This is a genomic window from Streptomyces sp. NPDC058239 (assembly GCF_042882185.1).
Lineage (GTDB): Bacteria > Actinomycetota > Actinomycetes > Streptomycetales > Streptomycetaceae > Streptomyces.
Genome location: NZ_JBHVWS010000026.1, coordinates 59,188 through 85,255 on the forward strand (window position 1 = coordinate 59,188; position 26,068 = coordinate 85,255).

General features: G+C 70.5%; 18 protein-coding genes and 2 tRNA genes. 15 read left to right on the forward strand and 5 right to left on the reverse strand.

The genetic code is table 11. The annotated features are described in order from the left end of the window. Positions 1 to 60 precede the first annotated feature (60 nt). A tRNA-Ala gene (locus tag ACFVYE_RS25835) sits at positions 61 to 133 on the forward strand. Positions 134 to 238: 105 nt separating this feature from the next. Here the strand turns inward: ACFVYE_RS25835 and ACFVYE_RS25840 are convergent. After that, positions 239 to 1,096, reverse strand: a complete 858-nt coding sequence (locus ACFVYE_RS25840) for a helix-turn-helix transcriptional regulator (RefSeq protein WP_389607467.1) — start codon at positions 1,094 to 1,096, stop codon at positions 239 to 241. Between the two features lie 108 nt (positions 1,097 to 1,204). On the opposite strand from ACFVYE_RS25840, the gene ACFVYE_RS25845 reads away from it, so the two are divergent. The 3 genes from ACFVYE_RS25845 to ACFVYE_RS25855 all read left to right on the forward strand — a co-directional run bounded on the left by ACFVYE_RS25845 (position 1,205) and on the right by ACFVYE_RS25855 (position 3,357). Beyond that, a complete protein-coding gene (locus ACFVYE_RS25845; protein WP_389607468.1) occupies positions 1,205 to 2,656 on the forward strand; it encodes an MFS transporter in 1,452 nt (483 codons plus the stop codon). A gap of 259 nt (positions 2,657 to 2,915) precedes the next feature. Further along, positions 2,916 to 3,149: a hypothetical protein gene (locus tag ACFVYE_RS25850; protein ID WP_015608461.1), complete on the forward strand. Its 234-nt coding sequence runs from the start codon at positions 2,916 to 2,918 to the stop codon at positions 3,147 to 3,149. A 135-nt stretch (positions 3,150 to 3,284) separates the two neighbouring features. After that, positions 3,285 to 3,357: transfer RNA gene (locus ACFVYE_RS25855), tRNA-Ala, on the forward strand. 59 nt (positions 3,358 to 3,416) lie between these two features. Here ACFVYE_RS25855 and ACFVYE_RS25860 read toward each other — a convergent pair. Continuing rightward, positions 3,417 to 4,994: an NADH-ubiquinone oxidoreductase-F iron-sulfur binding region domain-containing protein gene (locus ACFVYE_RS25860; RefSeq protein ID WP_389607469.1), complete on the reverse strand. Its 1,578-nt coding sequence runs from the start codon at positions 4,992 to 4,994 to the stop codon at positions 3,417 to 3,419. Continuing rightward, positions 4,991 to 6,217: a hypothetical protein gene (locus tag ACFVYE_RS25865; RefSeq protein ID WP_383967708.1), complete on the reverse strand. Its 1,227-nt coding sequence runs from the start codon at positions 6,215 to 6,217 to the stop codon at positions 4,991 to 4,993. Before ACFVYE_RS25865 ends, ACFVYE_RS25860 begins: the two co-directional genes overlap by 4 nt. 442 nt (positions 6,218 to 6,659) lie before the next feature. Here ACFVYE_RS25865 and leuS point away from each other — a divergent pair, with 442 nt between their 5' ends. From leuS to ACFVYE_RS25895, 6 genes are all read left to right on the forward strand, one after another. Continuing rightward, positions 6,660 to 9,533 carry a leucine--tRNA ligase gene (gene leuS, locus ACFVYE_RS25870; protein ID WP_383967705.1) on the forward strand — a complete coding sequence of 958 codons (2,874 nt, stop codon included), beginning with the start codon at positions 6,660 to 6,662 and terminating at the stop codon, positions 9,531 to 9,533. A gap of 198 nt (positions 9,534 to 9,731) precedes the next feature. Beyond that, the gene (locus tag ACFVYE_RS25875) at positions 9,732 to 10,457 is read left to right on the forward strand and encodes a hypothetical protein (RefSeq protein ID WP_383967703.1); all 726 of its coding nucleotides are present in this window, start codon (positions 9,732 to 9,734) and stop codon (positions 10,455 to 10,457) included. Positions 10,458 to 10,587: 130 nt separating this feature from the next. Beyond that, the gene (locus ACFVYE_RS25880; RefSeq protein ID WP_383967700.1) at positions 10,588 to 11,433 is read left to right on the forward strand and encodes a DegV family protein; all 846 of its coding nucleotides are present in this window, start codon (positions 10,588 to 10,590) and stop codon (positions 11,431 to 11,433) included. 554 nt (positions 11,434 to 11,987) lie between these two features. Beyond that, positions 11,988 to 12,638, forward strand: a complete 651-nt coding sequence (locus ACFVYE_RS25885; protein ID WP_389607470.1) for a helix-hairpin-helix domain-containing protein — start codon at positions 11,988 to 11,990, stop codon at positions 12,636 to 12,638. Beyond that, positions 12,635 to 15,208 (forward strand): ComEC/Rec2 family competence protein, encoded by a 2,574-nt coding sequence (locus tag ACFVYE_RS25890; protein ID WP_389607471.1) that lies wholly within the window; start codon positions 12,635 to 12,637, stop codon positions 15,206 to 15,208. Before ACFVYE_RS25885 ends, ACFVYE_RS25890 begins: the two co-directional genes overlap by 4 nt. A gap of 224 nt (positions 15,209 to 15,432) precedes the next feature. After that, positions 15,433 to 16,317 carry a YceI family protein gene (locus ACFVYE_RS25895; protein ID WP_383967688.1) on the forward strand — a complete coding sequence of 295 codons (885 nt, stop codon included), beginning with the start codon at positions 15,433 to 15,435 and terminating at the stop codon, positions 16,315 to 16,317. A 24-nt stretch (positions 16,318 to 16,341) separates the two neighbouring features. Here ACFVYE_RS25895 and ACFVYE_RS25900 read toward each other — a convergent pair whose 3' ends face one another. Further along, positions 16,342 to 16,587 (reverse strand): hypothetical protein, encoded by a 246-nt coding sequence (locus tag ACFVYE_RS25900; protein WP_383967686.1) that lies wholly within the window; start codon positions 16,585 to 16,587, stop codon positions 16,342 to 16,344. A 77-nt stretch (positions 16,588 to 16,664) separates the two neighbouring features. On the opposite strand from ACFVYE_RS25900, the gene holA reads away from it, so the two are divergent. Beyond that, complete coding sequence (gene holA, locus ACFVYE_RS25905; RefSeq protein ID WP_389607472.1) at positions 16,665 to 17,651, forward strand: DNA polymerase III subunit delta; 987 nt, start codon at positions 16,665 to 16,667, stop codon at positions 17,649 to 17,651. 276 nt (positions 17,652 to 17,927) lie between these two features. Here the strand turns inward: holA and rpsT are convergent, their stop codons facing one another. Beyond that, positions 17,928 to 18,194 (reverse strand): 30S ribosomal protein S20, encoded by a 267-nt coding sequence (rpsT, locus tag ACFVYE_RS25910; RefSeq protein WP_389607473.1) that lies wholly within the window; start codon positions 18,192 to 18,194, stop codon positions 17,928 to 17,930. Positions 18,195 to 18,409: 215 nt separating this feature from the next. Between rpsT and lepA the strand changes: the two genes are divergently transcribed. The 4 genes from lepA to hemW all read left to right on the forward strand — a co-directional run bounded on the left by lepA (position 18,410) and on the right by hemW (position 26,023). Next, complete coding sequence (gene lepA, locus ACFVYE_RS25915; protein ID WP_383967680.1) at positions 18,410 to 20,284, forward strand: translation elongation factor 4; 1,875 nt, start codon at positions 18,410 to 18,412, stop codon at positions 20,282 to 20,284. Positions 20,285 to 20,633: 349 nt separating this feature from the next. Continuing rightward, a complete protein-coding gene (locus ACFVYE_RS25920) occupies positions 20,634 to 22,523 on the forward strand; it encodes an AMP-dependent synthetase/ligase (protein WP_383967677.1) in 1,890 nt (629 codons plus the stop codon). Between the two features lie 206 nt (positions 22,524 to 22,729). Beyond that, positions 22,730 to 24,664, forward strand: coding sequence for a SpoIIE family protein phosphatase (locus ACFVYE_RS25925; protein WP_383967710.1), 1,935 nt, complete (start codon positions 22,730 to 22,732; stop codon positions 24,662 to 24,664). A 117-nt stretch (positions 24,665 to 24,781) separates the two neighbouring features. Then, positions 24,782 to 26,023, forward strand: a complete 1,242-nt coding sequence (gene hemW, locus ACFVYE_RS25930; RefSeq protein ID WP_383967674.1) for a radical SAM family heme chaperone HemW — start codon at positions 24,782 to 24,784, stop codon at positions 26,021 to 26,023. The last annotated feature ends 45 nt before the right edge of the window (positions 26,024 to 26,068 follow it).

Below are 26,068 nucleotides of genomic sequence, written 5' to 3' on the forward strand. Positions count from 1 at the left end.
TCACAGGCTAAAGTTCTTCTTGTTCGCAGCGCGGAAACGCAGGGAAACATGGCGAACAGCGGGGCTATAGCTCAGTTGGTAGAGCGCCTGCATGGCATGCAGGAGGTCAGGAGTTCAATTCTCCTTAGCTCCACAATCAAGATCCCGTCCCCATCAGGGGGCGGGATCTTTGCGTTCGCCCTGACTGCCCGGTCCGGGGTCCCTTCTGGCCGTCCGACTGCCCTGACCGTGCGTCCGGTCACGCCTCCCGGCGCCGCCGCAGCGCCGCAACCTGCGCGCCGCTCTCCTCGTCGGCCGGGGTGTAGGCCACGATCCGGCACTCCGGCAGCCCATTGACGGACAGCGACACCGAGGTCATCCGAATCTCGGCGGTCGCCGCCCAGTGCCGGAAGGTCTTCACCCGCGGTCCCGGCGGGGCGACGTCCCCGCTGCGCCACAGCTCGGCGAAGTACGGGCTGGCGGCCGAGAGCTGTTCGACGAACGACTCCCAGGCGGGCTCGCCCGTATGGCGTCCGTAGGCTCCCCGCAGCGTCGCCACCATGATCGGCAGTTCCTGGGTCCGGTGGACGACGGGACAGGCCTCCTCGGCCACCGTGAACAGCGTCCACAGCACATTGCGTATGCCCGTGCCAGCCAATTCGGGGACGCCGAACAGGTCGCGGTAGGCGGGATTGGTGGCCAGGACGTCGTACCGAGTGTTGTAGACCACGGCGGGGTGCGGATCGAGCGCGTCGATGATGCCCTGGATCTCGGGCCCCACCTCTATCGCGTCGCTCTGTCTGCCCGGGGCGTAGGCCACCTCCGCCAGGTGGTAGAGGTGTTCGCGCTCCGGCGCGTCCAGTCGCAGGGTGCGCGCCACGGCGTCCAGGACCTGTGGTGAGGCGTTGATCGGACGGCCCTGTTCCAGCCAGGTGTACCAGGTGACACCGACGCCGGAGAGCTGTGCGACCTCCTCGCGGCGCAGGCCCGGGGTGCGGCGGCGCAGCCCGGGCGCCATGCCCACATCGGCGGGTGTCACCCGCGCCCGGCGATTGCGCAGAAAGGCCGCGAGCTCCGAACGCCGTCGGCTTTGCCCCTGCTGATGCGCCGTCACCATTGTCTTACCCCCATCGTCGGTGCCCCGCACGGGAGTTGCCAGGTGCTGTCAGTACCAGCATCAGCGGGCTCTCGTTACCCGTATTCGACCGGGGTCAGGCTCTATGCCATGACGACGGCCTCAGAGGCAACTCCACGTTCCGTAACCAGTAAAGACGCCACCACTGCCAAACGGCCCGGCAGAGTGCTCGCCCTGGTGCTCGCGGCTCAGTTCATGGCGCTGCTCGACATCTTCATCGTCAATGTCGCCGCCCCGACGATCCGGAGTGAACTCGGCGCCTCCGGAGCCGGGTTGCAGCTCATCGTGGCCGGCTACACCATCACGTACGCCGTGCTTCTCATCACCGGTGCCAGGCTCGGCGGTCTGCTCGGGCACGGCCGGGCTCATCTGGTCGGACTCGCCGTCTTCACGGCCGCCTCGCTGGCCTGCGGACTTGCCGCCGGAGCGGGGCAGTTGATCGCTTTCCGGCTGATCCAGGGAGCGGGTGCGGCGGTGATGATTCCGCAGGTGCTCAGCCTCATTCAGCGCCACTTCGACGGCGAGGCACGGATCCGTGCGCTCGGTGCCTACAGTGCGGTACTCGCCACCGGGGCGGCCGCCGGGCAGGTGGTCGGCGGGGTGCTGGTCAGCGCCGATCTGTTCGGCGCGGGCTGGCGGCCGGTCTTCCTGGTGAATGTGCCGATCGGGCTGGTTCTGCTGGTGCTCGGCATTCGTGTGCTGCCCGGCGAACCGCGCACGGGGGACGCCAGGGCCCAGGCGCGCGCCCGCGGACTGGATCTGCCGGGGCTGGTGCTGCTCGCCGCAACCGTCACGCTGCTCACCGTTCCCCTGGTACTCGGGCAGGAGTTGGACTGGCCGGTCTGGTCCTGGGTCTGCCTGATCGCCTCCGTAGGGTTCTTCGCCGGGTTCGTCGGTCATGAGTCACGGCTGGCCGCGCGCGGTGGTGCGCCCCTGATCGCGCCCAGGGTGCTGCGCATCCCCGGTATGACGCGGGCGGCGCTGCGCATTCTTGTGGTGATGGCGATCAACGCGGGCTTCCTCTTCGCGATGACGCTGCACGTCCAGGGCGGTCTGGGCTACTCGGCGCTGCGCGCGGGGCTGATGTTCGCACCGACCGCGCTGGTATTCGGTGCGGTCGGGCTGACCTGGCGCCGGTGGCCCGCGAGGCTCCAAGGGGCCCTGGTTCCGGGTGGGTTCGCCCTGGTGGCCGTCGCCTCCGTGGCCATCGGGCTGCTGATGCGGGACGGCGGCGACGGCGGGCCCTGGCTGTACGTCGCTTTCGCGATCACGGGCAGCGGAATGGCGCTGGGCTTCAGTCCCACCCTTACGGGGGCGTTGGCGAACGTACGTCCGGAGGATGCGGCTGATGCAAGCGGTGTACTGGTGACCGTCACCCAGCTCGGCCAGCTGATCGGCGTCGCGACATTCGGCACGCTCTATCTCAACCGCCTTGATACATCAGGGGCGCAGGGGTCGGGGCAGGCCCTGTGGGAATGCGCTCTCGCACTGTCGGTGGCCGCGATCGCAGGCGCGTCGGTGGGTCTTGTAAGGCGTCGGTGACCGGCCGGGCGTCCGGCGGGCTGACCCCCTTGCGGCGTCATGGCAGAATCGGACCGCCGGAGGGGACGACGGACCGAACGGGAGGGAGTGCGCGATGCCTGCGAGCCGCGACGAGGTCCCGGACCTGCTCCTTGTCCCCGAATGCCGCGTCCGCGCCGGTCGTCCTGCTGACGATCGGTCCCATGCGGTCCAAGTGCTCGGCGGGAACGGCGGAGTCTCCTGCGTGTGTACCGCCCGCGGCCAAAGCCGGAGCTGACCCATGGGTGCACACAGGCGGAAGTGCGACTGGTGCGGCAGCGGTACGCCCATCGTCAGGGACATGGATCCGATCAATCCGGAGTACCAGTACTGGTGCGAGGAGTGTGCGCGGGCGCTGATCATAAAGGGCGACCCGATCGAGACCTACCGGGAGCTGGAGGGGGAGCCGATCTACGGGCGGCTGCTGGAGGAGCACTGCACGCTCAAGCGCTTCTACTCCTTTGCCACCGCGTGAACCCCCTCGCCATCACTTGACCAAGATGCCGCAAAATCGGTCAAAGCCGAGCAGACGGGAAACGATTTGGTGGAGTGGCGGGGTCACCGGTAATGTTCTCGATGTCGCCACGGGGAACCGGGAGACAAGCGGCACGGGGCTATAGCTCAGTTGGTAGAGCGCCTGCATGGCATGCAGGAGGTCAGGAGTTCAATTCTCCTTAGCTCCACAGTGAAGAAATGAGAAGCGGGTCATCCTCACAGGGTGACCCGCTTCTCGTGTACGACGTCAATTGCGGCCGCTGCCAAGGGCCTTCCGGCCGATGACCGGCGGCAGCGCGGGGCGTCCCCCCGCCTCCTGCTCGATGCGGAGCGCCAGCGCGGGGCACCGGCGCACTGCGCGCTGTGCGCGCCCCCTCAGATGCATCGGAACCGCTGCGTCCGCGAGCGCCGGGTAACCGTCGGGGCCCAGCCCGATCAACTCGGGGACGATGTCCGCGCAGAGCCCATGGCCCTGGCAGAGCGTCCAGTCCACCGCCAGCCGCCCGCCACTCGGAATGGACTCCTCCAGGCCCTGCCGGTCGGGCGCGGGAAGGGGCAGGACCCCGAGCGTCTCGCGGCCGCAGCCGCCGTCCAGGACATGTGCCGCCAGGTCGTCCGTGAAGGCGGACAGCGTTGAGGTCAGAAAGCGCGCCGAGCCGTCCGGATGCTTGCACGCGCCCCGGCCCTTCACTGCCCGGGTCACTTCGCGCAGGGCCTCCAGGGCCGCGGGCCCGCCGCCGTTCAGCACGTCGGACAGCCCGCCCGCCGCGGCCGGCAGCCCCAGCTTGCAGGGACCGCACTGGCCGGCGGTCTCGGCGGCGAGCCAGTTCGCCACCCGCAGGGACTCGCCGAGCGGGCAGCTCTCGGGCCCGATCGGCAGGATCGCTCCCGCTCCCAGCGCGCCGCCGGCCGCGGCCAGGGACTCCCGGGACACCACGGCGTCGTGCGAGGTCATCGCGTCGATCCAGTTGCCGTGATAGCCGCCGGTCAGCACACCCTGCGGCAATGGCGGCGCGCCGGCCAGCTGGAGCACGTACCGCAGTGGCACACCCGTGGGCACCTCGATGACCATCGGGCGCGAGACGGCTCCGGAGAGGGTGAGCAGTACGGTGCCGGGTTCGCCGGGCAGTCCGGTGTGCCCGTAGCGGCGGGCGCCGATCCGGGCGGCGACGGCGAGCTGTGCGTACGTCTCCGCGTTCGACAGCAGGGTCGGGGCGCCCGAGACGCCCGACTCGGCGGCGCGCTCGCGGCGGCCGGGCGGCAGGGCGGGGCCGCCGCCCGCCGCCCGGATGACCGCCGAGGCCTCCCCGGAGACCATTCGCTCGGGGGTGCGCACCACGCGGGCACGCAACTGCTGGCCACGCCGGTCGGACAGGCCCCGCTCGGCGAGGGCGGCGCGCACGGAGATCTCCGTGGAGTTACGGGTGACGGCGACGATCAACGTACGGGCACCCAGCGCCTCGGCCGCCAGGAGCGCGCCGTCCAGGATGAGGTGCGGGGCGCGGTTGAGCAGCACGGTGTCCTTGCGGCAGGCGGGCTCGCCCTCGCTGCCGTTGATCACCACGACGGGGCGCACGCCGCGTCGGATGGACGCCTTGGCGACTGCCCGCAGCTTCCTTCCGAACGGGAATCCGGCACCGCCGCGGCCGTGCAGCGAGATGGTTTCGGCGAGCTCGGCGAGACGCTCGCCGGTCATCGGTTCGAGCGGTCCGTGCACCTTCAGGTGCATGGCGAGGTCCAGCCGCTCGACCAGGTCGAAGCCGGTGGTCAGCTGGGGGAGACCGACGACGCGGACTTCGGGGACGTCGGGGAGGGGGATGTTCACGGTCGGTCTCCAGCGGGTGCGTACCAGGGTTCTCCGGCCGGGGGCGGATAGAGCGGACCCGGCGGGGGTGCGGGTTCGTAGCCGGGGCGCGATGCCTGTGCGGGCGTGGAGCCGGGAGGTGGGCGGAGTGCCTGTGCCGGGGGTGCGGGGGACGGTGTGGGCCACCGGCCTGCCGATTGCTGCGGGCTCTGCCCGGGGGCCGGAACCGGGGGTTCGGCGGCCAGTGAGACCGCACGGTAGGCGGCGGCGATCCCGGGTCCGGGACCCCAGGGGTCGGCGGATGCGCCGGAGCCTGCCGCAACTGTGTCCGCATCCGTTTCCGTACAGGTGGCCGGGCCCGTCGGGAGGCGGTCGGAGCTGCGTGGCGGGGCCTCGTACAACGGCGGGGCAGGAGCAAAGAGGGCAGTACGGGGGCGTTCGAAGGACGATGGCAACGGGGTGCCGCGCAGCCCCCGGCCGAACACGTCGCGGCCCGGCGCCTCCGGGCTCGCCCCTGCGACGAGCGGACGTACGTCCTCCATTGCGGGAAGCGCTGCCGCACGTACCACCGGTACCGGTACGGCGGGGGAAGTGTCCGGCTTGATCAGAGCGGTGATCAGGCCGGTGATCCGGCGCTTGGCCGAGGGCGGGAGCAGGCGCAGGCACAGGGCGACGGCCACCGCGAGGAGGCAAAGGCTGTACATCACCACGACCCAGGTCGCCGGCGGCCGGCCCGCGTACAGGCCGTGCACCAATGCCGCGCACCACGCCGGATAGGACAGCGCATGCAGAGCACGCCAGCGGCCCGCGATCCTGCCGGGGGCCGCAAAAGCACTGCGCAGTGCGCCGGTCGCGGCGGCGACCACCATCAACAGCCCGGCCAGCGAGCCGAAACCGATCAGCCCAGCTGTCCCGCGCACACCGAGGCCGAACGGTATGAGCGCACCGATCAGCGCCACATGCCCGAGCGCGACCTTCACGGCGACATGGAGCAGCAGGAAGCCGAGCGAGGCAGCGGCGGCGGCCCGGTGCACGCCCTGAGCGAGCAGCCGCTGCCGCGAGGAAAGGAACAGCCGGTCGGTGGCCAGCAGACCCCAGCCCACCGCGGCGGTGAGCGAGACCAGTGAGAGGACGCCGGTCGTGAAGTCGAGTGCGGCGCGCAAGTCGTCGCTCCCTGCGACGGCGAGCAGAGGGATGAGAACCAGCACGGCGACGGTCAGTCCGCCCTGCATGGGGCGGCTCATGCCCGGGCTCATGGTGGGGGATGAGCGGATCTTGCGATGAGGGTTCATGGGGGGCGACTCCGAATAGTTCGGCAAAGCGGTCCCGTTGCGGCATGCTAAGTCGCTCCATACCGGCCAGTACGGGCTTTGATCGGTTGCCCCGGTACAGGGCGGTACGCGGAGTAACCCCCGCTTCCCGGACGTTCCGTCGTGCGGTCGCTCCCCCGTCCCGTCCACGGACCGGCCGTGCCCGGACCGGTTCCGGGCCCGTGCGGTACCCTGACGCCATGCGTGCCGTACGCCTTCTGCTTAGCGAGCCGCGCTGATCAGTCCCGACCGGTGAGAATGCCTGGTCGGAATCGGCGCGGCGTCCCCTCCTGTGCGAGGGGATTTTTCGTTTCCGTAGACGCGTGTCCGTAGACGTGGGCGCCGGCAGATGACGATCGATGGAGCTTTGAGGATCATGAGCGAGACGAATTCCGCAGCCGAGACGGCTGCGCCGCACCGCTACACGGCGGCGATGGCCGCCGACATCGAGGCACGCTGGCAGGACTTCTGGGACGCCGAGGGCACGTACGAGGCGCCGAATCCGACCGGTGACCTGGCGGGCAATCCGGAACTGGCCGCCAAGCCGAAGAAGTTCATCATGGACATGTTCCCGTACCCCTCGGGTGCGGGCCTGCACGTCGGTCACCCGCTGGGCTACATCGCCACCGATGTCTTCGCCCGCCACCAGCGGATGACCGGGCACAACGTGCTGCACACCCTGGGCTTCGACGCCTTCGGCCTGCCCGCGGAGCAGTACGCCGTGCAGACCGGCACGCACCCGCGGGTCTCCACCGAGGCCAACATCGAGAACATGACTGCCCAGCTGCGCCGGCTGGGCCTGGGCCACGACAAGCGCCGCTCGTTCGCCACGATCGAGTCGGAGTACTACAAGTGGACACAGTGGATCTTCCTGCAGATCTTCAACTCCTGGTACGACACCGAGGCCGACCGGGCCCGCCCGATCGCCGAGCTGGTCGCACAGTTCGAGAGCGGTTCGCGTCCCACCCCGGACGGCCGTGACTGGAGCGCGCTGAGCGCCGCCGAGCGCGCGGACGTCCTGAGTGAGTACCGCCTGGCGTACGCCTCCGACGCGCCGGTCAACTGGTCGCCGGGCCTGGGCACCGTACTGGCCAATGAAGAGGTGACGGCCGACGGCCGCTCCGAGCGCGGCAACTTCCCCGTCTTCAAGGCCAAGCTGCGCCAGTGGAACATGCGCATCACCGCCTACGCCGACCGGCTGCTGAACGACCTGGACGGGCTGGACTGGCCCGAGGCCATCAAGCTGCAGCAGCGCAACTGGATCGGGCGTTCCGAAGGCGCACGCGTCGACTTCCCGGTCGACGGTGCGGGCGACATCACCGTCTTCACCACCCGCCAGGACACCCTGTTCGGTGCCACCTACATGGTGCTGGCGCCCGAGCACGAGCTGGTCGAGCGGATCATTCCGGCGGCCTGGCCCGAAGGCACCCACCCGGTGTGGACCGGCGGGCACGCGTCCCCGGCCGAGGCCGTCACCGCGTACCGCAAGCTGGCCGCCGCCAAGTCCGACGTGGAGCGTCAGGCCGAGGCCAAGGACAAGACCGGTGTCTTCACCGGTGCGTTCGCGACCAACCCGGTCAGCGGCGAGAAGGTGCCGGTCTTCATCGCCGACTACGTCCTGATGGGTTACGGCACCGGCGCGATCATGGCCGTACCGGCGCACGATGCGCGCGACTTCGCCTTCGCGCGCGCCTTCGAGCTGCCGATGCGCTGTGTCGTCGAGCCGTCGGACGACCGCGGCACGGACCCCTCGACGTGGGACGACGCCTTCGGCTCGTACGAAGCGAAGCTGGTCAACTCCGCCAATGACGAGATCTCGCTGGACGGTCTGGGCGTCGTCGACGCCAAGGCGAAGATCACCGAGTGGCTGAAGGCGCACGGCGTCGGTGAGGGCACCGTCAACTTCCGGCTGCGCGACTGGCTGTTCAGCCGCCAGCGCTACTGGGGCGAGCCCTTCCCGATCGTCTACGACGAGGACGGCATCGCCCACCCGCTGCCCGAGTCGATGCTGCCCCTGGAGCTGCCTGAGGTCGACGACTACTCGCCGCGCACCTTCGACCCCGAGGACGCCGATACCCAGCCCGAGACCCCGCTGTCCCGGAACGCCGACTGGGTCAACGTCACCCTGGACCTGGGCGACGGCAACGGCCCGAAGAAGTACCGCCGCGAGACCAACACCATGCCGAACTGGGCGGGCTCCTGCTGGTACGAGCTGCGCTACCTGGACCCGAACAACGACGGACAGCTGGTCGACCCGGCGATCGAGCAGTACTGGATGGGCCCGCGCGAGGGGCAGCCGACCGGTGGTGTCGACCTGTACGTCGGCGGTGCCGAGCACGCCGTACTGCACCTGCTGTACGCCCGCTTCTGGTCCAAGGTGCTGCATGACCTGGGGCACATCTCGTCCGCCGAGCCGTTCCACAAGCTGTACAACCAGGGCATGATCCAGGCGTTCGTCTACCGGGACAGCCGCGGCATCGCGGTCCCGGCGGCCGAGGTCGAGGAGCGGGACGGAAAGTTCTACTACCAGGGCGAGAAGGTCAGCCGCGTCCTGGGCAAGATGGGCAAGTCCCTGAAGAACGCTGTCACGCCGGACGAGATCTGCGCCGAGTACGGTGCCGACACGCTGCGCCTGTACGAGATGGCGATGGGTCCCCTGGACGTGTCGCGGCCGTGGGACACGCGTGCCGTCGTCGGTCAGTACCGGCTGCTGCAGCGGCTGTGGCGCAACGTCGTGGACGAGGAGACCGGTGAGGTCACCGTCGTCGACACGGAGCCGGACGAGGAGGCGCTGCGGGCGCTGCACAAGGCGATCGACGGAGTCGGCCAGGACATGGCCGGGATGCGCTTCAACACGGCCATCGCCAAGGTCACCGAGCTGAACAACCACCTGACCAAGGCGGGCGGCCCGCTGTCCCGGAGTGTCGCCGAGTCGCTGGTGCTGCTGGTGGCGCCGCTGGCGCCGCACATCGCCGAGGAGCTGTGGCGCCGGCTGGGCCACACCGAGTCGGTCGTGCACCAGGACTTCCCGGTCGCCGACCCGGCGTACGTCGTGGACGAGACCGTGACCTGCGTCGTTCAGGTCAAGGGCAAGGTCAAGGCACGCCTGGAGATCTCCCCGTCGATCGCGGACGAGGAGCTGGAAGCACTGGCCCTGGCCGACCCGGCCGTGGTCGCGGCGCTGGACGGCGCGGGCATCCGCAAGGTCATCGTGCGCGCGCCGAAGCTGGTCAATATCGTCCCGGCGTGACGCCGCTGATCGTCCCGCGCGGGGGTGCTCATCGTCCCCGTGTGACTGTCGTCGCGTAACCGCTGATTGCTGTACGGCGGTGTGGGGGCGTTCCCCTACGGGCAGGTTGGGGGTTCCGAAGGAACCCTCGGCCTGCCCTTTCCGTTTACGGTGGAGGGGCCGGCACCCGGCAGCCGAAACGACATCCGAGGGGCGCTCATGGAAGCCGTGATCCTGATTCTGGGGTTGCTCTTTTTCGCCTTCGTGGCCCTGGGCGTGTACGCGGGCGTCAAGGCCATCGGCGCGGCGAAGCGGGGTGTCGACCGTACGATCACCCAGGCGCGCCGCACCGTCGAGGACACCACGCTGCGGGCGAAGAGCTACGGCCAGGCAGGTGTGGGCGGAGAGCTGGCACAGCTGCGGCTCGCGCTGCGCACATCCATGCGGGCCACGCAGGAGGCGTTGCAGTCGGGAGCCGTCGAGGATGCGTCGCTCTCGGAGTCGCTGGGCCTCTTCCAGCGGCTGAGTGTGCACGGGCGCGAGCTGGACGACGAGCTGAAGAAACTGGAGCGCGAGCCCGACCGGGCGACGGTCGCCTCGATGCTGCCGGGACTGAAGCAGCGTACGGAGCGGATCACACACTCTGCGGATTCGCTGCGGTGGGCCGCGCGGGACCGGGCGCGGCAGTTCACCGACGACGATCTGGACGCGCTGAATGCGCAGATCGATGTGGAGGCCGGGGCGCTGCGGCACTGGACGGTGGAGCCGGACGAGCCGGTCCGCGGGCAGGGTGAGCCGCAGGGTGACGGGCGCGGCCAGGGGCAGCGGCAAGGTCAGGGGGGTGGGCCGGCCGATGATGTGGCACAGGCGATCACTGCTCCGGACCCGCGACGGCAGACCGAATACCCGTGGCAGAAGGCAGCTCGGCCCGAAACGACGAACTGAGGCGTTCGGTGAACGGCGGTGCGGCGTCCGATGACCGGCGGTGACAGGAAGCGGTCCGAAGCGATCGGGAGCGATCATTCGGTCGGGGTCGGACTGCCGAGCCGCAGGCTCGCCAGGTAACCTCCCGCTCATGTCCCGCCATGTCGCGATCATCACCGATTCCACGGCCTACCTGCCGCCCGAGGCGATGGAGCGGCACGGCATCACCGCGGTGCCGCTGACCGTCGTCCTCGGTGATCAGGCTCTGGAGGACGGCACCGAGATCTCGGCCCGTTCCCTCGCGGTGGCGCTCCAGAAGCGTCGCCCCGTCACGACTTCCCGGCCCAGCCCCGAGGTCTTCGCCGCCGCGTACCGGGCGGTGGCCGGGGCCGGAGCCACCGGCATCGTCTCGCTGCACCTCTCGGCCGAGATCTCGGGTACGTACGACGCGGCTCTGCTCGCAGCGAAGGACGCACCGGTTCCCGTACGGGTGGTGGACACCGGGATGGTCGCCATGGCCCTCGGATTCTGCGCCCTGGCGGCGGCGGAGACGGCAGAGGCGGGCGGAAGCCTGGACGAGGCCGTCGCAGCCGCGGAGAAGCGGGCAGCGGGCACCTCCGCGTACTTCTACGTCGACACGCTGGACTATCTGCGCCGCGGCGGTCGTATCGGTGCCGCGCAGGCTCTGCTGGGATCGGCGCTCGCCGTGAAGCCGCTGCTCCAGCTGGACGGCGGCCGTATCGAACTGCTGGAGAAGGTACGGACCGCCTCGAAGGCGATCGCGCGTCTGGAGGAGATCGTCGCGGAACGGGCGGGCAGCAGCCGGGTGGACATCGCCGTGCATCACCTGGCGGCACCCGAGCGGGCCGAGCGGCTCGCCGAGAGACTGCGTGAGCGGGTGCCGGGTCTGGTCGATCTGCATGTCAGCGAGGTGGGCGCGGTGATCGGTGCGCACACCGGGCCCGGTCTGCTCGGGGCAGTGGTTTCGCCGCGCTGAAGCCGGTTCACCGACGTCATTCCTCGGGGTGGTCGAGTTATCCACAACTGGTCGGTTGTCCACCGAAATTGGGCCTGCTCAGCGGGTTCGGACGGATGTGCCTACCGTCGTGAGACATGGCTCCCCGATCACATCGTGCAACCAGCGGAAGCGGCAGCGGCCCCGGCCGCGCCCCGGCCTCGGACGGGCGCGCCCGTGGCGGTCCCGGCCTCGGACCCGGACGGCGACGGTCGTCGCGCGGGCGTGCTGACGTCGTAGCGGCGGCTTCGCGCCGTCGGGCGGACGCCCTCATGGGAGGTGCGTACGGCGGACGGGTCGCGCGGCCTGTGCTGGGGGTGGCCTCGGCTCCTGTTCAGGTCTCGGCCCCGGGCACACCCTCGACGCCAAGTGCCGCTCCGGCCAGCGCTCCTGCGCCGGCCCCGGCCTCGCCCTCGACCCCGACCCCGGCCTCGCCCTCGACCCCGGCGCAGGTATCCAGGGTGCCGGGGCGGTGGGAGAGGCTGGTTCCTGCACTGCGGGAGCGGATTCCGGTGTGGCTGCAGCTCAGATGTGGTTTGGAGCCAAGGACCCTTGCCGCACTGGCCGTTGTCCTGATCGCGGCCGCGGTCTTCGCCGCGGTGCATTTCTGGTCCGCGCGCCCCCACTCCGTACGCGCTCCTGATCCGGTCAACGAGGCTGTACACGCCAGGACTTCGGGCCCGGTGGCGGACGGTGCCGGAGTGCCCGAGCCGTCACCGGGGCCGCCACCGGCTGCGGGGCCGGGCGGGCACATCGTGGTCGATGTGAGCGGGAAGGTGCGAAGGCCGGGGATCCATCAACTGCCGTCCGGCGCAAGGGTCGCCGATGCGCTGCGTGCAGCGGGCGGAGCCCGGCCGGGTGTCGACCTCACCGGGATCAACCGGGCGCGGTTGCTCATGGACGGTGAGCAGATCGTGGTGGGCGCCCCGCCCGGTCCTCCTGTCGCCGGCAGTGCGGGAGGAGCCGCTCCGGGCGGCAGTGGCAGCCCCACGACCGGACCGGTCAGCCTCAACCGCGCGACCGTCGAACAACTGGACACCCTGCCTGGTGTCGGCCCGGTTCTCGCCCAGCACATCGTCGACTACCGCACACAGCACGGCGGTTTCCGTTCCGTCGACGAGCTCCGCGAGGTCAACGGGATCGGTGACCGCCGGTTCGCCGACCTCCAACCGCTGGTGGGGCCGTGAACCCCCGGGACGTCCATGCGGCCTCGGGCCGGAGGCTGGGTGTCTCCGACCCGCGGCAGGAAGGCCCGGTCGACCTCCGGCTGGTCCCGCCGGCCATGGCGGCCTGCGCCGGAGCGGCGCTCGCGCTCAGTGCGCCGGGGCGGTGGACGACGGCTGGCGTGATGCTCTGCATCGGCGCAGCCATGGTGCTCCTGGCGATGCCGGGAGTATCGGCGGCCCGTGCGAGGCGCAGGCTGTCGGCCGACGCCGTGGGAGGGGCGACAGACGACGGGAGCGCGGTGCGCAACCGGCGATCGCCGTACACCACCGCGACCGCCACTGCTGCGGCGCTGCTCTGTGCGGCGGCCGGGGCTGCGTCGGCCGGGTTGCACGGCGCGGACGTACGGCAGGGGCCGGTCCATGGGCTGGCCCAGCGGTTCGCGAGGGTCGAGGCGGAGGTGACGGTGACGTCCGACGCCCGGCAGACCCGGCCCCGGGTGAGCGGCGATCACAGCACGCCCGCTTCGCTCCTCATGGACGCCGAGATCACGTGGCTGACCGGACCCGACGGTACGGTCACCCGGCTGCGTACGCCGGTGCTGCTGATCGTCTCGCCCGGCGGATCGATGGCCCGGTGGCAGCGGTTGCTTCCTTCCACGCAACTGCGCATCGGCGGCCGACTGGCGCCACCGATGCATGAAGGGGAGCGCCATGCCGCCGTACTGCGACCCGAGGGCAAAGGCCCGCCCCGCATCACCGGACCACCTTCCCGTCTCCAGCGCACGGCGGGTGCTCTGCGTGGCGGTCTGCGGCAGGCGACCGAGCGGCTGGATCCCGATGCGCGGGCGCTTCTGCCGGGCCTCGTGGTCGGCGACACCTCACGGGTCACCCCCGAACTGCACGATGCCTTCCAGGCAGCCGACCTCACCCACCTGATGGCGGTCTCCGGTGCCAACCTCGCGATCCTGCTCGTCATCCTGATCGGACCACCGGGCACGGCGTCGCGCGTCGAACGCCGCGGTCTGGCGCCCCGGTTGGGGATCTCGCTGAGAATGACGGCGTTGCTCGGCGGCGGGCTCACACTCGCCTTCGTCATCGTCTGCCGCCCCGAGCCGAGCGTACTGCGGTCCGCGGCCTGCGGACTGATCACCCTGCTCGCCATCGGCACGGGGCGCCGCAGATCACTGATCCCCGCGCTGGCCGCCGCGGTTCTGCTGCTGGTGCTGTACGACCCGTGGATGGCGCGCAGTTACGGCTTCGTCCTCTCCGTCCTGGCCACCGGCGCCCTGCTCACCATCGCCCCGAAGTGGAGCGACGCGCTGCAACGGCGCCGGGTTCCGGCCAGGCTCGCGGAGGCACTGGCCGCGGCCGCCGCGGCGCAGGCGGTGTGCGCACCGGTCGTCGTGCTGCTCGCCTCCCGGGTCAGTCTGGTGGCGATCCCGTGCAATCTGCTGGCCGAGTTCGCGGTGGCGCCGGCCACGGTCCTCGGGTTCGCCGCGCTCGCCCTGGCACCGGTGGCCATGCCGGTGGCAGAGCTGCTCGCCCGGATCGCGGGTTGGCCGACCGGGTGGATCGCCTCGGTGGCCCGAACCGGGGCGGCCCTGCCCGGGGCAGAGATCGACTGGCCCGACGGTGGGAAGGGCGCGCTGCTGCTGACCGCGCTGACAGTTCTGGTGGTGCTGTTCGCCCGTCGTATCGTGCGCCACCCCTGGGTCTGTTCGGCCGCCGCGCTGCTGCTGATCATTGCGGTGCTGCGCCCGGTGCCGCTCACCCGGGTGCTGACCGGATGGCCGCCGCCGGACTGGGCGTTCGCGATGTGCGACGTCGGGCAGGGCGACGCCCTGGTGCTGGCCGCGGGGGACGGCGCGGGTGTGGTCGTCGACACCGGTCCCGATCCCCGGCTCGCCGACCGGTGCCTGCGCGACCTGGGCATCACCGAGGTACCGCTCCTGATCCTCACGCACTTCCACGCGGACCATGTACGGGGGTTGCCCGGTGTGCTGCGGGGCAGAGCGGTGGGGGCGATCCAGACGACGAGCCTGGACGAACCGTCGGACCAGGTCGCGTTCGTACGGAGAGCGGCTGCCGCGTCGGGCGTCCCCCTGGTGCGGGCCGTCCCCGGTGAACGCCGTCGGATCGGGCCGCTCGACTGGCGGGTCCTCTGGCCGGCGGGCGGCACGGGGGCGGGTGGTGCATCGGCGGTCCCCGGGGCCGGGCCCGTACCGCAGGAGCCGAATGACGCCAGTGTCACCCTGTACGTCCGGTCGGGCGGGCTGACCCTGTTGCTCCTGGGCGACCTCGAACCTCCGGCCCAGCAGGGGGTGTTGCGCAGGTATCCCGCGCTGCCACGGGTGGACGTTCTCAAGGTTGCCCATCACGGCTCCGCTCACCAGGACCCCGCTCTGCTGCGCAGCGCGCACCCGAGACTCGCCCTGGTGAGCGTGGGCAGGGACAACCCGTACGGTCACCCGGCCGCGCGCACCGTCGATGCGCTCAGAGCCGGCGGCGCGGTGGTGCTGCGCACGGACACGGACGGCGCGATCGCCGTGACGGGTGCCGGGTCCGGGCTGCGGGCGGTGGGTCAGTCATGAGCACTGTCCGAATGAGTGACGCGCACGGAATGAGCGTCGCGCACACGCGGAACGTCCAATTCGGACCTTCGGTAACACCTCTACCCAAGCCATTGCGAGCTGCTCTGTTTGCCTCGAACGCCACAATGGTGATCGAATGCATGCTCGTCGGTGGGCCGCTGCTCCGACGAGGACGTCCAGCCGTCAGGCCCCAAGGTGAATCGCCCCCGGGGGGTAGGTAGAAGATGTTCGGCCGTTGGCTGGGAAGCAGGGGAGCGACGGGTGTCGCGCGCGGCAACGCCCTCACGGGAATCGAGGTGCCGCGCACTGCCGGAGTGCTCAATTGCCGAGTGCTCGACCCCGTCAACGAGGTCGTGCAGCAGGCCGAGTTCGTTGTCACGGACAGCGTGGGCCGTAAGGTCTTCGGCGGTGAGACGGACCCGTACGGCAATGTCCTCGCGACCGTCCCGGCCGGCGAATACCGACTGGCCGTCACGGCTGAGGGCTTCACCCCGTTCCACGGCGCGGCCACGGTCGTCGAGGGAGGCCATGCGAGCCTCGGCGATGTGACCCTGCAACTGTCCGCGCCCCCGCAGCTGCCCGACCCCGGCGAGTGGGCGGTCGAGCCGATGCACTCGCAGATCGGCTTCACGGCCCGGCACATCGGCATGGCGCGCATCCACGGCCGGTTCAACACCTTCGCCGGTGCTGTCCGGATCGCCGACCGCATGGAGGACTCGGCCATGCATGTGATCATCGATGCCGCGTCGATCGACACGAACGTCCAGATGCGCGATGACCATCTGCGCTCCAGCGACTTCCTCGACGTCGGGCGCTATCCGACGCTGGAGTTCTACAGCGACCGCTTCGTCCACCGCGGCGGCACCCGCTGGGGTGTGACCGGCGCGCTCACACTGCACGGCGTCAGCCGTACGGTCACGCTGGACACCCAGTACCTCGGCGTGGGCAACGGCTTGGAGGGCGAGACCCGCGCCGCCTGCCGGGCCACCACGGAGCTGCACCGCGAGGACTTCACCCTCACCTGGCAGACCATGCTGGCCCGCGGCATCGCGGCCGTCGGCTCCAGCATCTCCATCGACATGGACATCCAGATCGTCCCCAAGGGGTGAGCCCCTGGGTGCCCTGGCGCCCTCCTAGGGCGCTTCGAGCCACCCCTCGTACTCCGCGGCGAACGCATCGAGCGCCGAGGAGTCCAGCCGCCCCGACGGGTCCTCCACGACCACCAGCCACTGGGCGTCCTCGGCATCGTCCTCGCCGGCCAGTGCATCGCGTACGAGCTGGGGTTCCTCGGCGACCCCGAAGCGGTCGCCGAGTTCCGCGGCCACCTCCTCCGCGGCATCGCGGTCCGGCAGCACCAGCACATGTCTCACATCGCTCACCTGCCCATTCTCCCGTACGGTGTACGCCGTTGCTCCGGCGACGGGGTTGTCAGTGGCGCGTGGGATGCTGGACGGCGATGGCCACCAGAAGGAATTCCACCGACGATCCGCTCGCCCCCCTCACGCTCGCCGTGGGCCAGGAGGACCTGCTCCTCGACCGCGCCGTACAACAGGTGGTGGCGGCGGCCCGTGCCTCCGACCCCGACACGGATGTCCGCGATCTCACCTCCGATCAGCTCCAGCCCGGCACCCTTGCCGAGCTGACGAGCCCGTCGCTCTTCGCCGAGCGCAAGGTGGTGATCGTGCGCAATGCGCAGGATCTCTCCGCCGACACGATCAAGGACGTCAAGGCGTACCTCGGCGATCCGGTCGAGGAGATCACCCTCGTTCTGCTGCATGCGGGCGGAGCCAAGGGCAAGGGCCTGCTGGATGCGGCGCGCAAGGCCGGGGCGCGGGAGGTCGCGTGTCCCAGGACGACCAAGCCGGCCGAGCGGCTCTCGTTCGTGCGGTCGGAGTTCCGGGCGCTGGGGCGCTCGGCGACGCCCGAGGCGTGCCAGGCGCTGGTCGACTCCATCGGCAGCGATCTGCGGGAGCTGGCGAGTGCGGCTTCGCAGCTCGTCGCGGACGTCGAGGGCACGATCGACGAGGCGGTCGTCGCCCGCTACTACACGGGCCGTGCGGAGGCATCGAGTTTCACGGTTGCCGACCGTGCAGTGGAGGGACGGGCTGCGGAGGCGCTCGAGGCGTTGCGCTGGTCGCTGTCGACCGGGGTGGCGCCCGTGCTGATCACCAGCGCGCTGGCACAGGGCGTACGGGCGATCGGAAAGCTGTCCTCGGCGCGCGGAGGGCGGCCCGCGGACCTCGCCCGCGAGCTGGGCATGCCGCCGTGGAAGATCGACCGGGTGCGCCAGCAGATGCGTGGGTGGACGCCGGACGGCGTGGCGGTGGCGCTGCGGGCGGTCGCGGATGCGGACGCGGGCGTCAAGGGGGGCGGCGACGATCCGGAGTACGCGCTGGAGAAGGCCGTGGTCGCGGTGGCGCGGGCGGCGCGGTCGGGGCGGTAGCCGGGCGGGCGAGGGCGCCGGGTTCGTCCGGCGGCTGCTCTGCCCTCAAGTGCCGGACGGGCTGACACGACGGACGAGCTCAAAACCGGACAGGCCCGAAGCGCGGGTACGCCGAAGGCCCCGGCCTCGCTCTGGGGAGAGCGGGGCCGGGGCCTTCGGTTCACGCTTGGTGCGCCGCACCCGCGTGGCGAACGCAGGTTCGGTGTGCGGCGCGGGGGCCGGGCAGGGGCGGGAGAGAGGGCCCGCTGGTCCGTTCCGGCGGTTACATCAGAAGGCTCAGCCCTGGAGGGAGGCAACCTTGGAGGCCAGCGCCGACTTCTTGTTGGCGGCGGCGTTCTTGTGGATGACACCCTTCGAGGCGGCCTTGTCGAGCGCGCGGGAGGCGTCGCGAGCGGCCGTGGTGGCCTTCTCGACGTCACCGGCGACGGCAGCCTCACGGGCCTTGCGGATAGCGGTCTTGAGCGAGGACTTGACGGCCTTGTTGCGCAGGCGCGCCTTCTCGTTCGTCTTGTTCCGCTTGATCTGGGACTTGATGTTCGCCACGAAAGAGCCTTTTCAGGTTCGTTGGATCTTCGATGTGCGCCCCACGGCCTGAGAGAGTCGCGAGGCACAGCTGTCAACGGTACCAGCCCCACTCCGACCGGCCCAAACCGGTCTTCGCCCCGCAACCATGGGACGATGGAGGCTACGTATCGATCCGACCGACCCGACATCGACCCGAGACACGGCGTTCGGCGTCTCAAGAATCAGGACCCTGCGTGCCCGCGACTCCTATCCACGTGCCCGAGCCGAGCCGTACCGACCCGGCGCTGATCCGCAACTTCTGCATCATCGCGCACATCGACCACGGCAAGTCGACCCTTGCCGACCGGATGCTTCAGCTGACGGGCGTGGTCGACCAGCGGCAGATGCGCGCTCAGTACCTCGACCGGATGGACATCGAGCGCGAGCGCGGCATCACCATCAAGTCCCAGGCGGTACGTCTGCCCTGGGCGCCCAACACGGGCGAGGACCAGGGCCGCACCCATGTCCTCAACATGATCGACACCCCGGGCCACGTGGACTTCACCTACGAGGTCTCCCGCTCGCTCGCCGCCTGCGAGGGCACGGTCCTGCTGGTCGACGCCGCGCAGGGCATCGAGGCCCAGACGCTGGCCAACCTCTACCTGGCGATGGAGAACGACCTCACCATCGTCCCGGTGCTCAACAAGATCGACCTGCCGGCCGCACAGCCCGAGAAGTTCTCCGAGGAGCTCGCCAACCTCATCGGCTGCCAGCCGGAGGACGTGCTCAAGGTCTCCGCGAAGACCGGTGTCGGCGTGGATGCACTGCTCGACCGGGTGGTCAAGGACGTCCCGGCCCCGATCGGCCAGGCCGACGCCCCCGCCCGCGCGATGATCTTCGACTCGGTCTACGACTCGTACCGGGGCGTCGTCACGTACGTCCGTGTCGTCGACGGTCAGCTCAACAAGCGCGAGCGCATCAGGATGATGTCCACCGGCGCCACCCACGAGCTGCTGGAGATCGGGGTCTCCTCCCCGGAGATGACCCCGGCCGACGGCCTCGGTGTGGGCGAAGTGGGCTACATCATCACCGGTGTGAAGGACGTCCGGCAGTCCAAGGTCGGTGACACCATCACCTCCCTGAACAAGGGCGCGACCGAGGCGCTGGGCGGCTACAAGGACCCCAAGCCGATGGTGTTCTCGGGCCTGTACCCGCTGGACGGCTCGGACTACCCGGACCTGCGCGAGGCGCTCGACAAGCTTCAGCTCAACGACGCCGCCCTGGTCTACGAGCCGGAGACCTCTGCCGCGCTCGGCTTCGGCTTCCGCGTCGGCTTCCTCGGTCTGCTCCACCTCGATGTGATCCGCGAGCGGCTGGAGCGCGAGTTCGGTCTCGAACTCATCGCCACCGCGCCCAACGTGGTCTACCGCGTCGAGATGGAGGACGGCACCGAGCACACCGTCACCAACCCGAGCGAATTCCCCGAGGGCAAGATCGACAAGGTGCACGAGCCCGTCGTGCGTGCCACGGTCCTGGCCCCCAGCGAGTTCATCGGCGCGATCATGGAGCTCTGCCAGAACCGGCGCGGCACCCTGCTCGGCATGGACTACCTCTCCGAGGACCGGGTCGAGATCCGCTACACCCTGCCGCTCGCCGAGATCGTCTTCGACTTCTTCGACCAGCTGAAGTCCAAGACGCGGGGTTACGCCTCCCTCGACTACGAGCCCACCGGCGAGCAGTCCGCCCAGCTCGTCAAGGTCGACATCCTGCTGCACGGCGACAAGGTCGACGCGTTCTCCGCGGTCACGCACAAGGACAAGGCGTACGCGTACGGCGTGCGGCTCGTCGCCAAGCTGCGCGAGCTGATCCCGCGGCAGAACTTCGAGGTGCCGATCCAGGCCGCCATCGGCTCCCGGGTCATCGCCCGCGAGACCGTCCGCGCCATCCGCAAGGACGTCCTCGCCAAGTGCTACGGCGGTGACATCTCCCGTAAGCGGAAGCTGCTGGAGAAGCAGAAGGAAGGCAAGAAGCGGATGAAGATGGTCGGCAATGTGGAGGTGCCGCAGGAGGCCTTCATCGCCGTGCTGTCGACGGACGAGTCGGGCGGGGAGGGCAAGGCCAAGAAGTAGCTTCCGCCGCAGGGACGAGAAGCAACTCCCGCCCGGCCGTCAACCCGGCTCCGTCCGCCCCTACCCGGTGGTAGCCCAACGGGCCCCTGTGTCGCAGCGCACCGCGACACAGGGGCCCGTTCGTTATGAAGCGGCGGCCCATTGCCTCTTACGCGGCGGACGCAGGCGCTCTACCCTGATCACGGCCTCGTAGTTACTCGCGAGTTAAACAAGCGGGACCGGGCGCCGCAGGACAAGCAACAGGACAAGCACCGCAGGACCAAGCGCACGGGGTGCGCGGGAACACACGTAGGAACAAGCAGCAATCAGCAGCCGGTCGTGAAGCACTGCCGCAGGCCCGGAGGATGTCGTGAGCGACACACAGACCTTGATCGAGAACCGACCGCCCTCCGTGGCGAACCTCTTCATCGACCGCGTGGCGGCCACCCCGGACGGGGAGGCCTACCGCTACCCCGTCCCTGCGGCCACCGGCGAGGGACCCGATGAGTGGAAGTCGCTGAGCTGGGCACAGGCCGCCGAGCGGGTGTACTCCGTCGCAGCAGGGCTGATCGGGCTGGGTGTGCAGCCGGAGGAGCGGATCGCGCTCGCCGCCGGCACGCGAGTGGAATGGATCCTCGTCGACCTCGGTGTGATGTGTGCGGGCGCCGCCACCACGACCATCTACCCGTCGACCAACGCCGCGGAGTCGGCGTTCATCCTCTCGGACTCCGAGAGCCGGGTCCTGATCGCCGAGGACGCCGGCCAGCTGGCCAAGGCCCGCGAGCGCCGCGCCGAGCTGCCGAACCTCGCCCATGTCGTCGTCATCGACCCCGAGGGCGCCGGACCCGCCGAGGGCGACCCCGAGGGCTGGGTGCTCACCCTTGCCGATCTGGAGGCCCGCGGCGCCGAGCACCTGGCGAAGAACCCCGACGCGGTCAAGGAGCGGGTCGCCGCCATCACGGCCGACCAGCTGGCCACCCTGATCTACACCTCGGGCACCACCGGCCGCCCCAAGGGCGTACGCCTGCCGCACGACAACTGGTCGTACATGGCCAAGGCCACCGTGGCGACCGGCCTGATCACCGAGGACGACGTCCAGTACCTCTGGCTGCCGCTCGCGCACGTCTTCGGCAAGGTACTCACCTCCGGCCAGATCGAGGTCGGCCACGTCACCGCCGTCGACGGCCGGGTCGACAAGATCATCGAGAATCTTCCGGTGGTCCAGCCGACGTACATGGCCGCCGTCCCCCGTATCTTCGAAAAGGTCTACAACGGTGTCGCCGCCAAGGCGCGGGCCGGTGGCGGGGCCAAGTACAAGATCTTCCAGTGGGCGGTCGGGGTCGCCCGCGAGTACGCGACGGTCTCGCAGGACAACTTCCGGCGCACCGGCACGGCCTCCGTCCCGTTCGCGCTCGGTGCCAAGCACAAGGTCGCCGACGCCCTCGTCTTCGCCAAGATCCGCGAGGCCTTCGGCGGCCGGCTGCGCGCCTGTGTCTCCGGCTCCGCGGCGCTCGCCCCCGACATCGGCTACTTCTTCGCGGGCGCCGGTATCCACATCCTGGAGGGCTACGGCCTCACCGAGACCAGCGCCGCCTCCTTCGTCAACCCGGGCGAGGCCTACCGCACCGGCACCGTAGGCAAGCCGCTCCCCGGCACCGAGGTACGGATCGCCGACGACGGTGAGATCCTGCTGCGCGGCCCCGGCGTGATGCAGGGCTACCAAGGGCTCCCGGAGAAGACCGCCGAGGTGCTGGAGGCGGACGGCTGGTTCCACACCGGCGACATCGGCGAGCTGTCCGTGGACGGCTACCTCCGGATCACCGACCGCAAGAAGGACCTGATCAAGACCTCCGGCGGCAAGTACATCGCCCCGGCGGAGGTCGAGGGACAGTTCAAGGCGGTCTGCCCGTTCGTCTCCAACATCCTGGTGCACGGCGCGGACCGTAACTTCTGCACCGCCCTGATCGCACTCGACGAGCCGACCATCCTCGGCTGGGCCGCCGAGAACGGCCTGGGCGGGAAACCGTACGCCGAAGTGGTGGCGTCCCCGCAGGCCGTCGCGCTCATCGAGGGCTATGTGAAGCGGCTCAACGAGGGGCTGCAGCGCTGGCAGACCATCAAGAAGTTCCGGCTGCTGCCCCGCGATCTCGACATCGAGCACGGCGAGCTGACGCCCAGTCTCAAGCTGAAGCGGCCGGTCGTCGAGCGTGAGTACAAGGCCCTCATCGACGACATGTACGCGGGAACCCGCGAGGCGTAATACGCTTCCTCGCCAACCGGCCGCACGGTGCGGCTGCTTCCGTTTTTCTCTGCTCACTTTCTCTGCTCACTTCGGCAACTCGTTGCTTATGAGCATGGTCCATCTGTCACTCTGTCGGTGTCGTCAGCGGCGCCCAGCGAGAACAGAACGAGAACAGACAGACAGAGCGAGAACAGGTCAGGAGCTGCACCGTGGGGCCTATTCCCTTGCAGCGGGACATCGTTCAGCGTCCCGGTATCACCGTCGGCCATGCGGATGCGCGGCCGGTCGCCCGTACGTCCCTGCCCGGAAACCTCCTCGCGCCCTCCGCCGCCCGCCGGTTCGTCCGGGCAGCGCTCACCGAGTGGACCGGGCTGGGACTGCCGGCGGCCGTGGGCTTCAGCGAACGTCTGGCCGATGATGCGGCGGTCGTCGTCAGCGAGCTGGTCACCAACGCGGTCGTGCACGCCGGGACCAATGTCGAGCTGCTCTGCCGGCTCGAGGAGGCCGCCGAGGACGAGGCCGCGGCCCTGGTGCTGGAGGTCTCCGACCACCACCCGGCCCGTGCCGTACGCAGCGAACGCCCGGAGGCCGGCAGCGCGACGGACGCAGCGGACAAGGCGGAGGGCGATGCCCCCACCGGCCCCGAGGAGCCCGCCGAGTACGGTCGCGGGCTCCAGCTCGTCGGCACCCTCGCCGAGCGCTGGGGCATCACCTACCGCACCGGCCTCAAGACCGTCTGGGCCCGGCTTCCCGTCGACGACTGGAACCCGTTCCCCGAACCGTCGGCCGAGTCCGGATTCCAGCAGGGGCTGCGGGCGGCCGAACTGCTCGCCCCCACCGCACGGCGGGCCCTGCGCGACGACGCGGACTGGGCCGGCCGCGGCGCGCTCTCGTTCCTCGCCGAGGCCTCGGACCTGCTCGCAGGCCAGCTCGACGAGGACATCGTCGCGGCCCTCGCCGGACAGTTACTGGTGCCCAGACTCGCCGACTGGTGCGCGATCTGGCTGGAGCCCGAGAACGGCGGCCCCGCGGCCGTCCCCCGGCTCGCCAGCGCCTGGCACCGGGACGAGGCCGAGACCGGGCAGCTGCGTACGGTGCTGGAGCAGGACCCGATCCGGCTGCCCGAGCGGGTGGGCACCGGGCCCGTCTCCATGCCGTGGCCCGGCGGCGAGGAGGACGGCGGGGAATCCGACGGGCATGCCGGATCCGCTCTCGCCTACCGGATCACATCGGGCGGCCGGACACTCGGCGCCGTACTCCTCGGCCGGGAGGGCACGGCACGTGTTCCCGACGAAGTGACCGCCCTGATCGAGGACTTCGTACGCCGTGTCGGCCTCGCCGTCGGAGCCGCCCGCGCATACACCCGGCAGGCCACCATCAGCCGCATCCTGCAGCGCGCGCTGCTGCCCAGCAAGGTCGCCGACATACCCGGCGTCACCAGCTCACTGGTGTACGAACCCAGCGACGACGGCGTCGTCGGCGGCGACTTCTACGACATCTTCCCGTGCCCCGGCGACCGCTGGTGCTTCGTCCTCGGCGATGTACAGGGCAGCGGCCCCGAAGCCGCCGTCGTCACCGGCCTCGCCCGGCCCTGGCTGCGGCTGCTGGCCCGTGAGGGTTTCGGTGTCGGCGAAGTGCTGGACCGGCTCAACCGGCTGCTCCTCGACGATGCGATGGAGGCTGCCGAGGCGGCCGCGCTCATGGTGGCCGCGGCGGGCGGCCAGCAGACGGCGGACACCGGGCAGTCCCGCTTTCTCTCCCTGCTGTACGGGGAACTCGTGCCGCTGCCCGGCGGCGGCGTGCGCTGCACCCTCGCCAGCGCCGGCCACCCGCTGCCATTGCTGCTGCGCCCCGACGGCGAGGTGCGCCCGGCCGCCGAGCCGCAGATGCTGCTCGGAATCTTCGACGACGTCGCGTACGAGAGCCAGAGCTTCGAGCTGGCGCCCGGCGACAGCCTGCTGTGCGTCACGGACGGTGTGACGGAGCGGCGCACCGGGACGCTGATGTTCGACGACGGGGACGGTCTGGCCCGGGCGCTGGCCGACTGTGCCGGGCTGTCGGCGGACGGGATCGCGGACCGGATCAAGCGAGCCGTGCACGAATTCGCCGAGCGGCCGCCCGACGACGATCTGGCGCTGCTGGTGCTGCAGGCGGGGTGAGGGCGCGGCGGGGCGGCCGGGGGCTCTTGCTGCGGCCCGGGTGCCGCGGTGCGGACCGTGGTGCGTGACCCTTCGTGATCATGAACATGGCTCGGAGGTCCCCGGCGGCGAGTGACAATGGGCGGTATGCCTTCCGTACTGCCCGATGGTGAACCCGTACCCGACGACGGGGCGCTGCCCCGCCATGCCCTGGAAGGCGCCGCCGGCCGGCCGCTCGGCTTCTACCTGCATGTGCCCTACTGCGCGACCCGCTGCGGCTACTGCGACTTCAACACCTACACCGCCACCGAGCTGCGCGGCTCCGGCGGTGCGCTGGCCTCCCGGGACAACTACGCGGCCCATCTGATCGGCGAGGTCCGCCAGGCCCGCAAGGTCCTCGGTGACGATCCGCGTCCGGTCCGTACGGTCTTCGTCGGCGGCGGCACACCGACCCTGCTGGCCGCCGGAGACCTGGTACGGATGCTGGGGGCGATCCGCGACGAGTTCGGGCTCGCCGACGATGCCGAGATCACCACCGAGGCCAACCCGGAATCCGTCGATCCGGCGTATCTGGCCGAGCTGCGGGAGGGCGGCTTCAACCGGATCTCGTTCGGGATGCAGAGCGCGCGGCAGCATGTGCTGAAGATCCTGGACCGTACGCATACGCCGGGGCGGCCCGAGGCGTGCGTCGCCGAGGCGCGGGAGGCGGGCTTCGAGCACGTCAACCTCGATCTGATCTACGGCACGCCCGGGGAGTCCGACGACGACTGGCGGGCCTCGCTGGACGCGGCGATCGGCGCGGGGCCGGACCATGTGTCCGCGTACGCGCTGATCGTCGAGGAGGGGACGCAGCTGGCCCGGCGGATCCGGCGCGGTGAGATCCCGATGACCGATGACGACGCCCATGCGGACCGGTATCTGATCGCGGACGAGGCGATGGCCGCGGCGGGCTTCTCCTGGTACGAGGTGTCGAACTGGGCCCGCACGCCCGAGGGCCGGTGCCTGCACAACGAGCTGTACTGGCGCGGAGCCGACTGGTGGGGCGCCGGCCCCGGGGCGCACAGCCATGTCGGCGGGGTGCGCTGGTGGAACGTGAAGCATCCGGGGGCGTACGCGCAGGCTCTGGCCGAGGGGCGGTCGCCGGGGGCCGGGCGCGAGATCCTCTCCGCCGAGGACCGGCGGGTCGAGCGGATCCTGCTGGAGCTGCGGCTCGCGGACGGGTGTCCGTTGTCGCTGCTGGCACCGGCGGGGCTGGCCGCGGCGGGGCGGGCGGTGGAGGACGGGCTGCTGGAGCGGGTGCCGTATGGCGAGGGGCGGGCGGTGCTCACGTTGCGGGGGCGGTTGCTGGCGGATGCGGTGGTGCGGGATCTGGTGGACTGAGGGGGCGGGGCCGGACGGGGCTCGGGTGCGCCCGCGGCGGACCTG

Bases quoted from the DNA above. Each gene is read 5' to 3' on its own strand.
- ACFVYE_RS25840 (WP_389607467.1), bottom strand. From the start codon at position 1,096: ATGGTGACGGCGCATCAGCAGGGGCAAAGCCGACGGCGTTCGGAGCTC.
- ACFVYE_RS25895 (WP_383967688.1), top strand. From the start codon at position 15,433: ATGTTCGGCCGTTGGCTGGGAAGCAGGGGAGCGACGGGTGTCGCGCGC.
- ACFVYE_RS25850 (WP_015608461.1), top strand. From the start codon at position 2,916: ATGGGTGCACACAGGCGGAAGTGCGACTGGTGCGGCAGCGGTACGCCC.
- holA (WP_389607472.1), top strand. From the start codon at position 16,665: ATGGCCACCAGAAGGAATTCCACCGACGATCCGCTCGCCCCCCTCACG.
- ACFVYE_RS25875 (WP_383967703.1), top strand. From the start codon at position 9,732: ATGGAAGCCGTGATCCTGATTCTGGGGTTGCTCTTTTTCGCCTTCGTG.
- leuS (WP_383967705.1), top strand. From the start codon at position 6,660: ATGAGCGAGACGAATTCCGCAGCCGAGACGGCTGCGCCGCACCGCTAC.
- hemW (WP_383967674.1), top strand. From the start codon at position 24,782: ATGGGCGGTATGCCTTCCGTACTGCCCGATGGTGAACCCGTACCCGAC.
- ACFVYE_RS25865 (WP_383967708.1), bottom strand. From the start codon at position 6,217: ATGAGCCGCCCCATGCAGGGCGGACTGACCGTCGCCGTGCTGGTTCTC.
- ACFVYE_RS25880 (WP_383967700.1), top strand. From the start codon at position 10,588: ATGTCCCGCCATGTCGCGATCATCACCGATTCCACGGCCTACCTGCCG.
- ACFVYE_RS25845 (WP_389607468.1), top strand. From the start codon at position 1,205: ATGACGACGGCCTCAGAGGCAACTCCACGTTCCGTAACCAGTAAAGAC.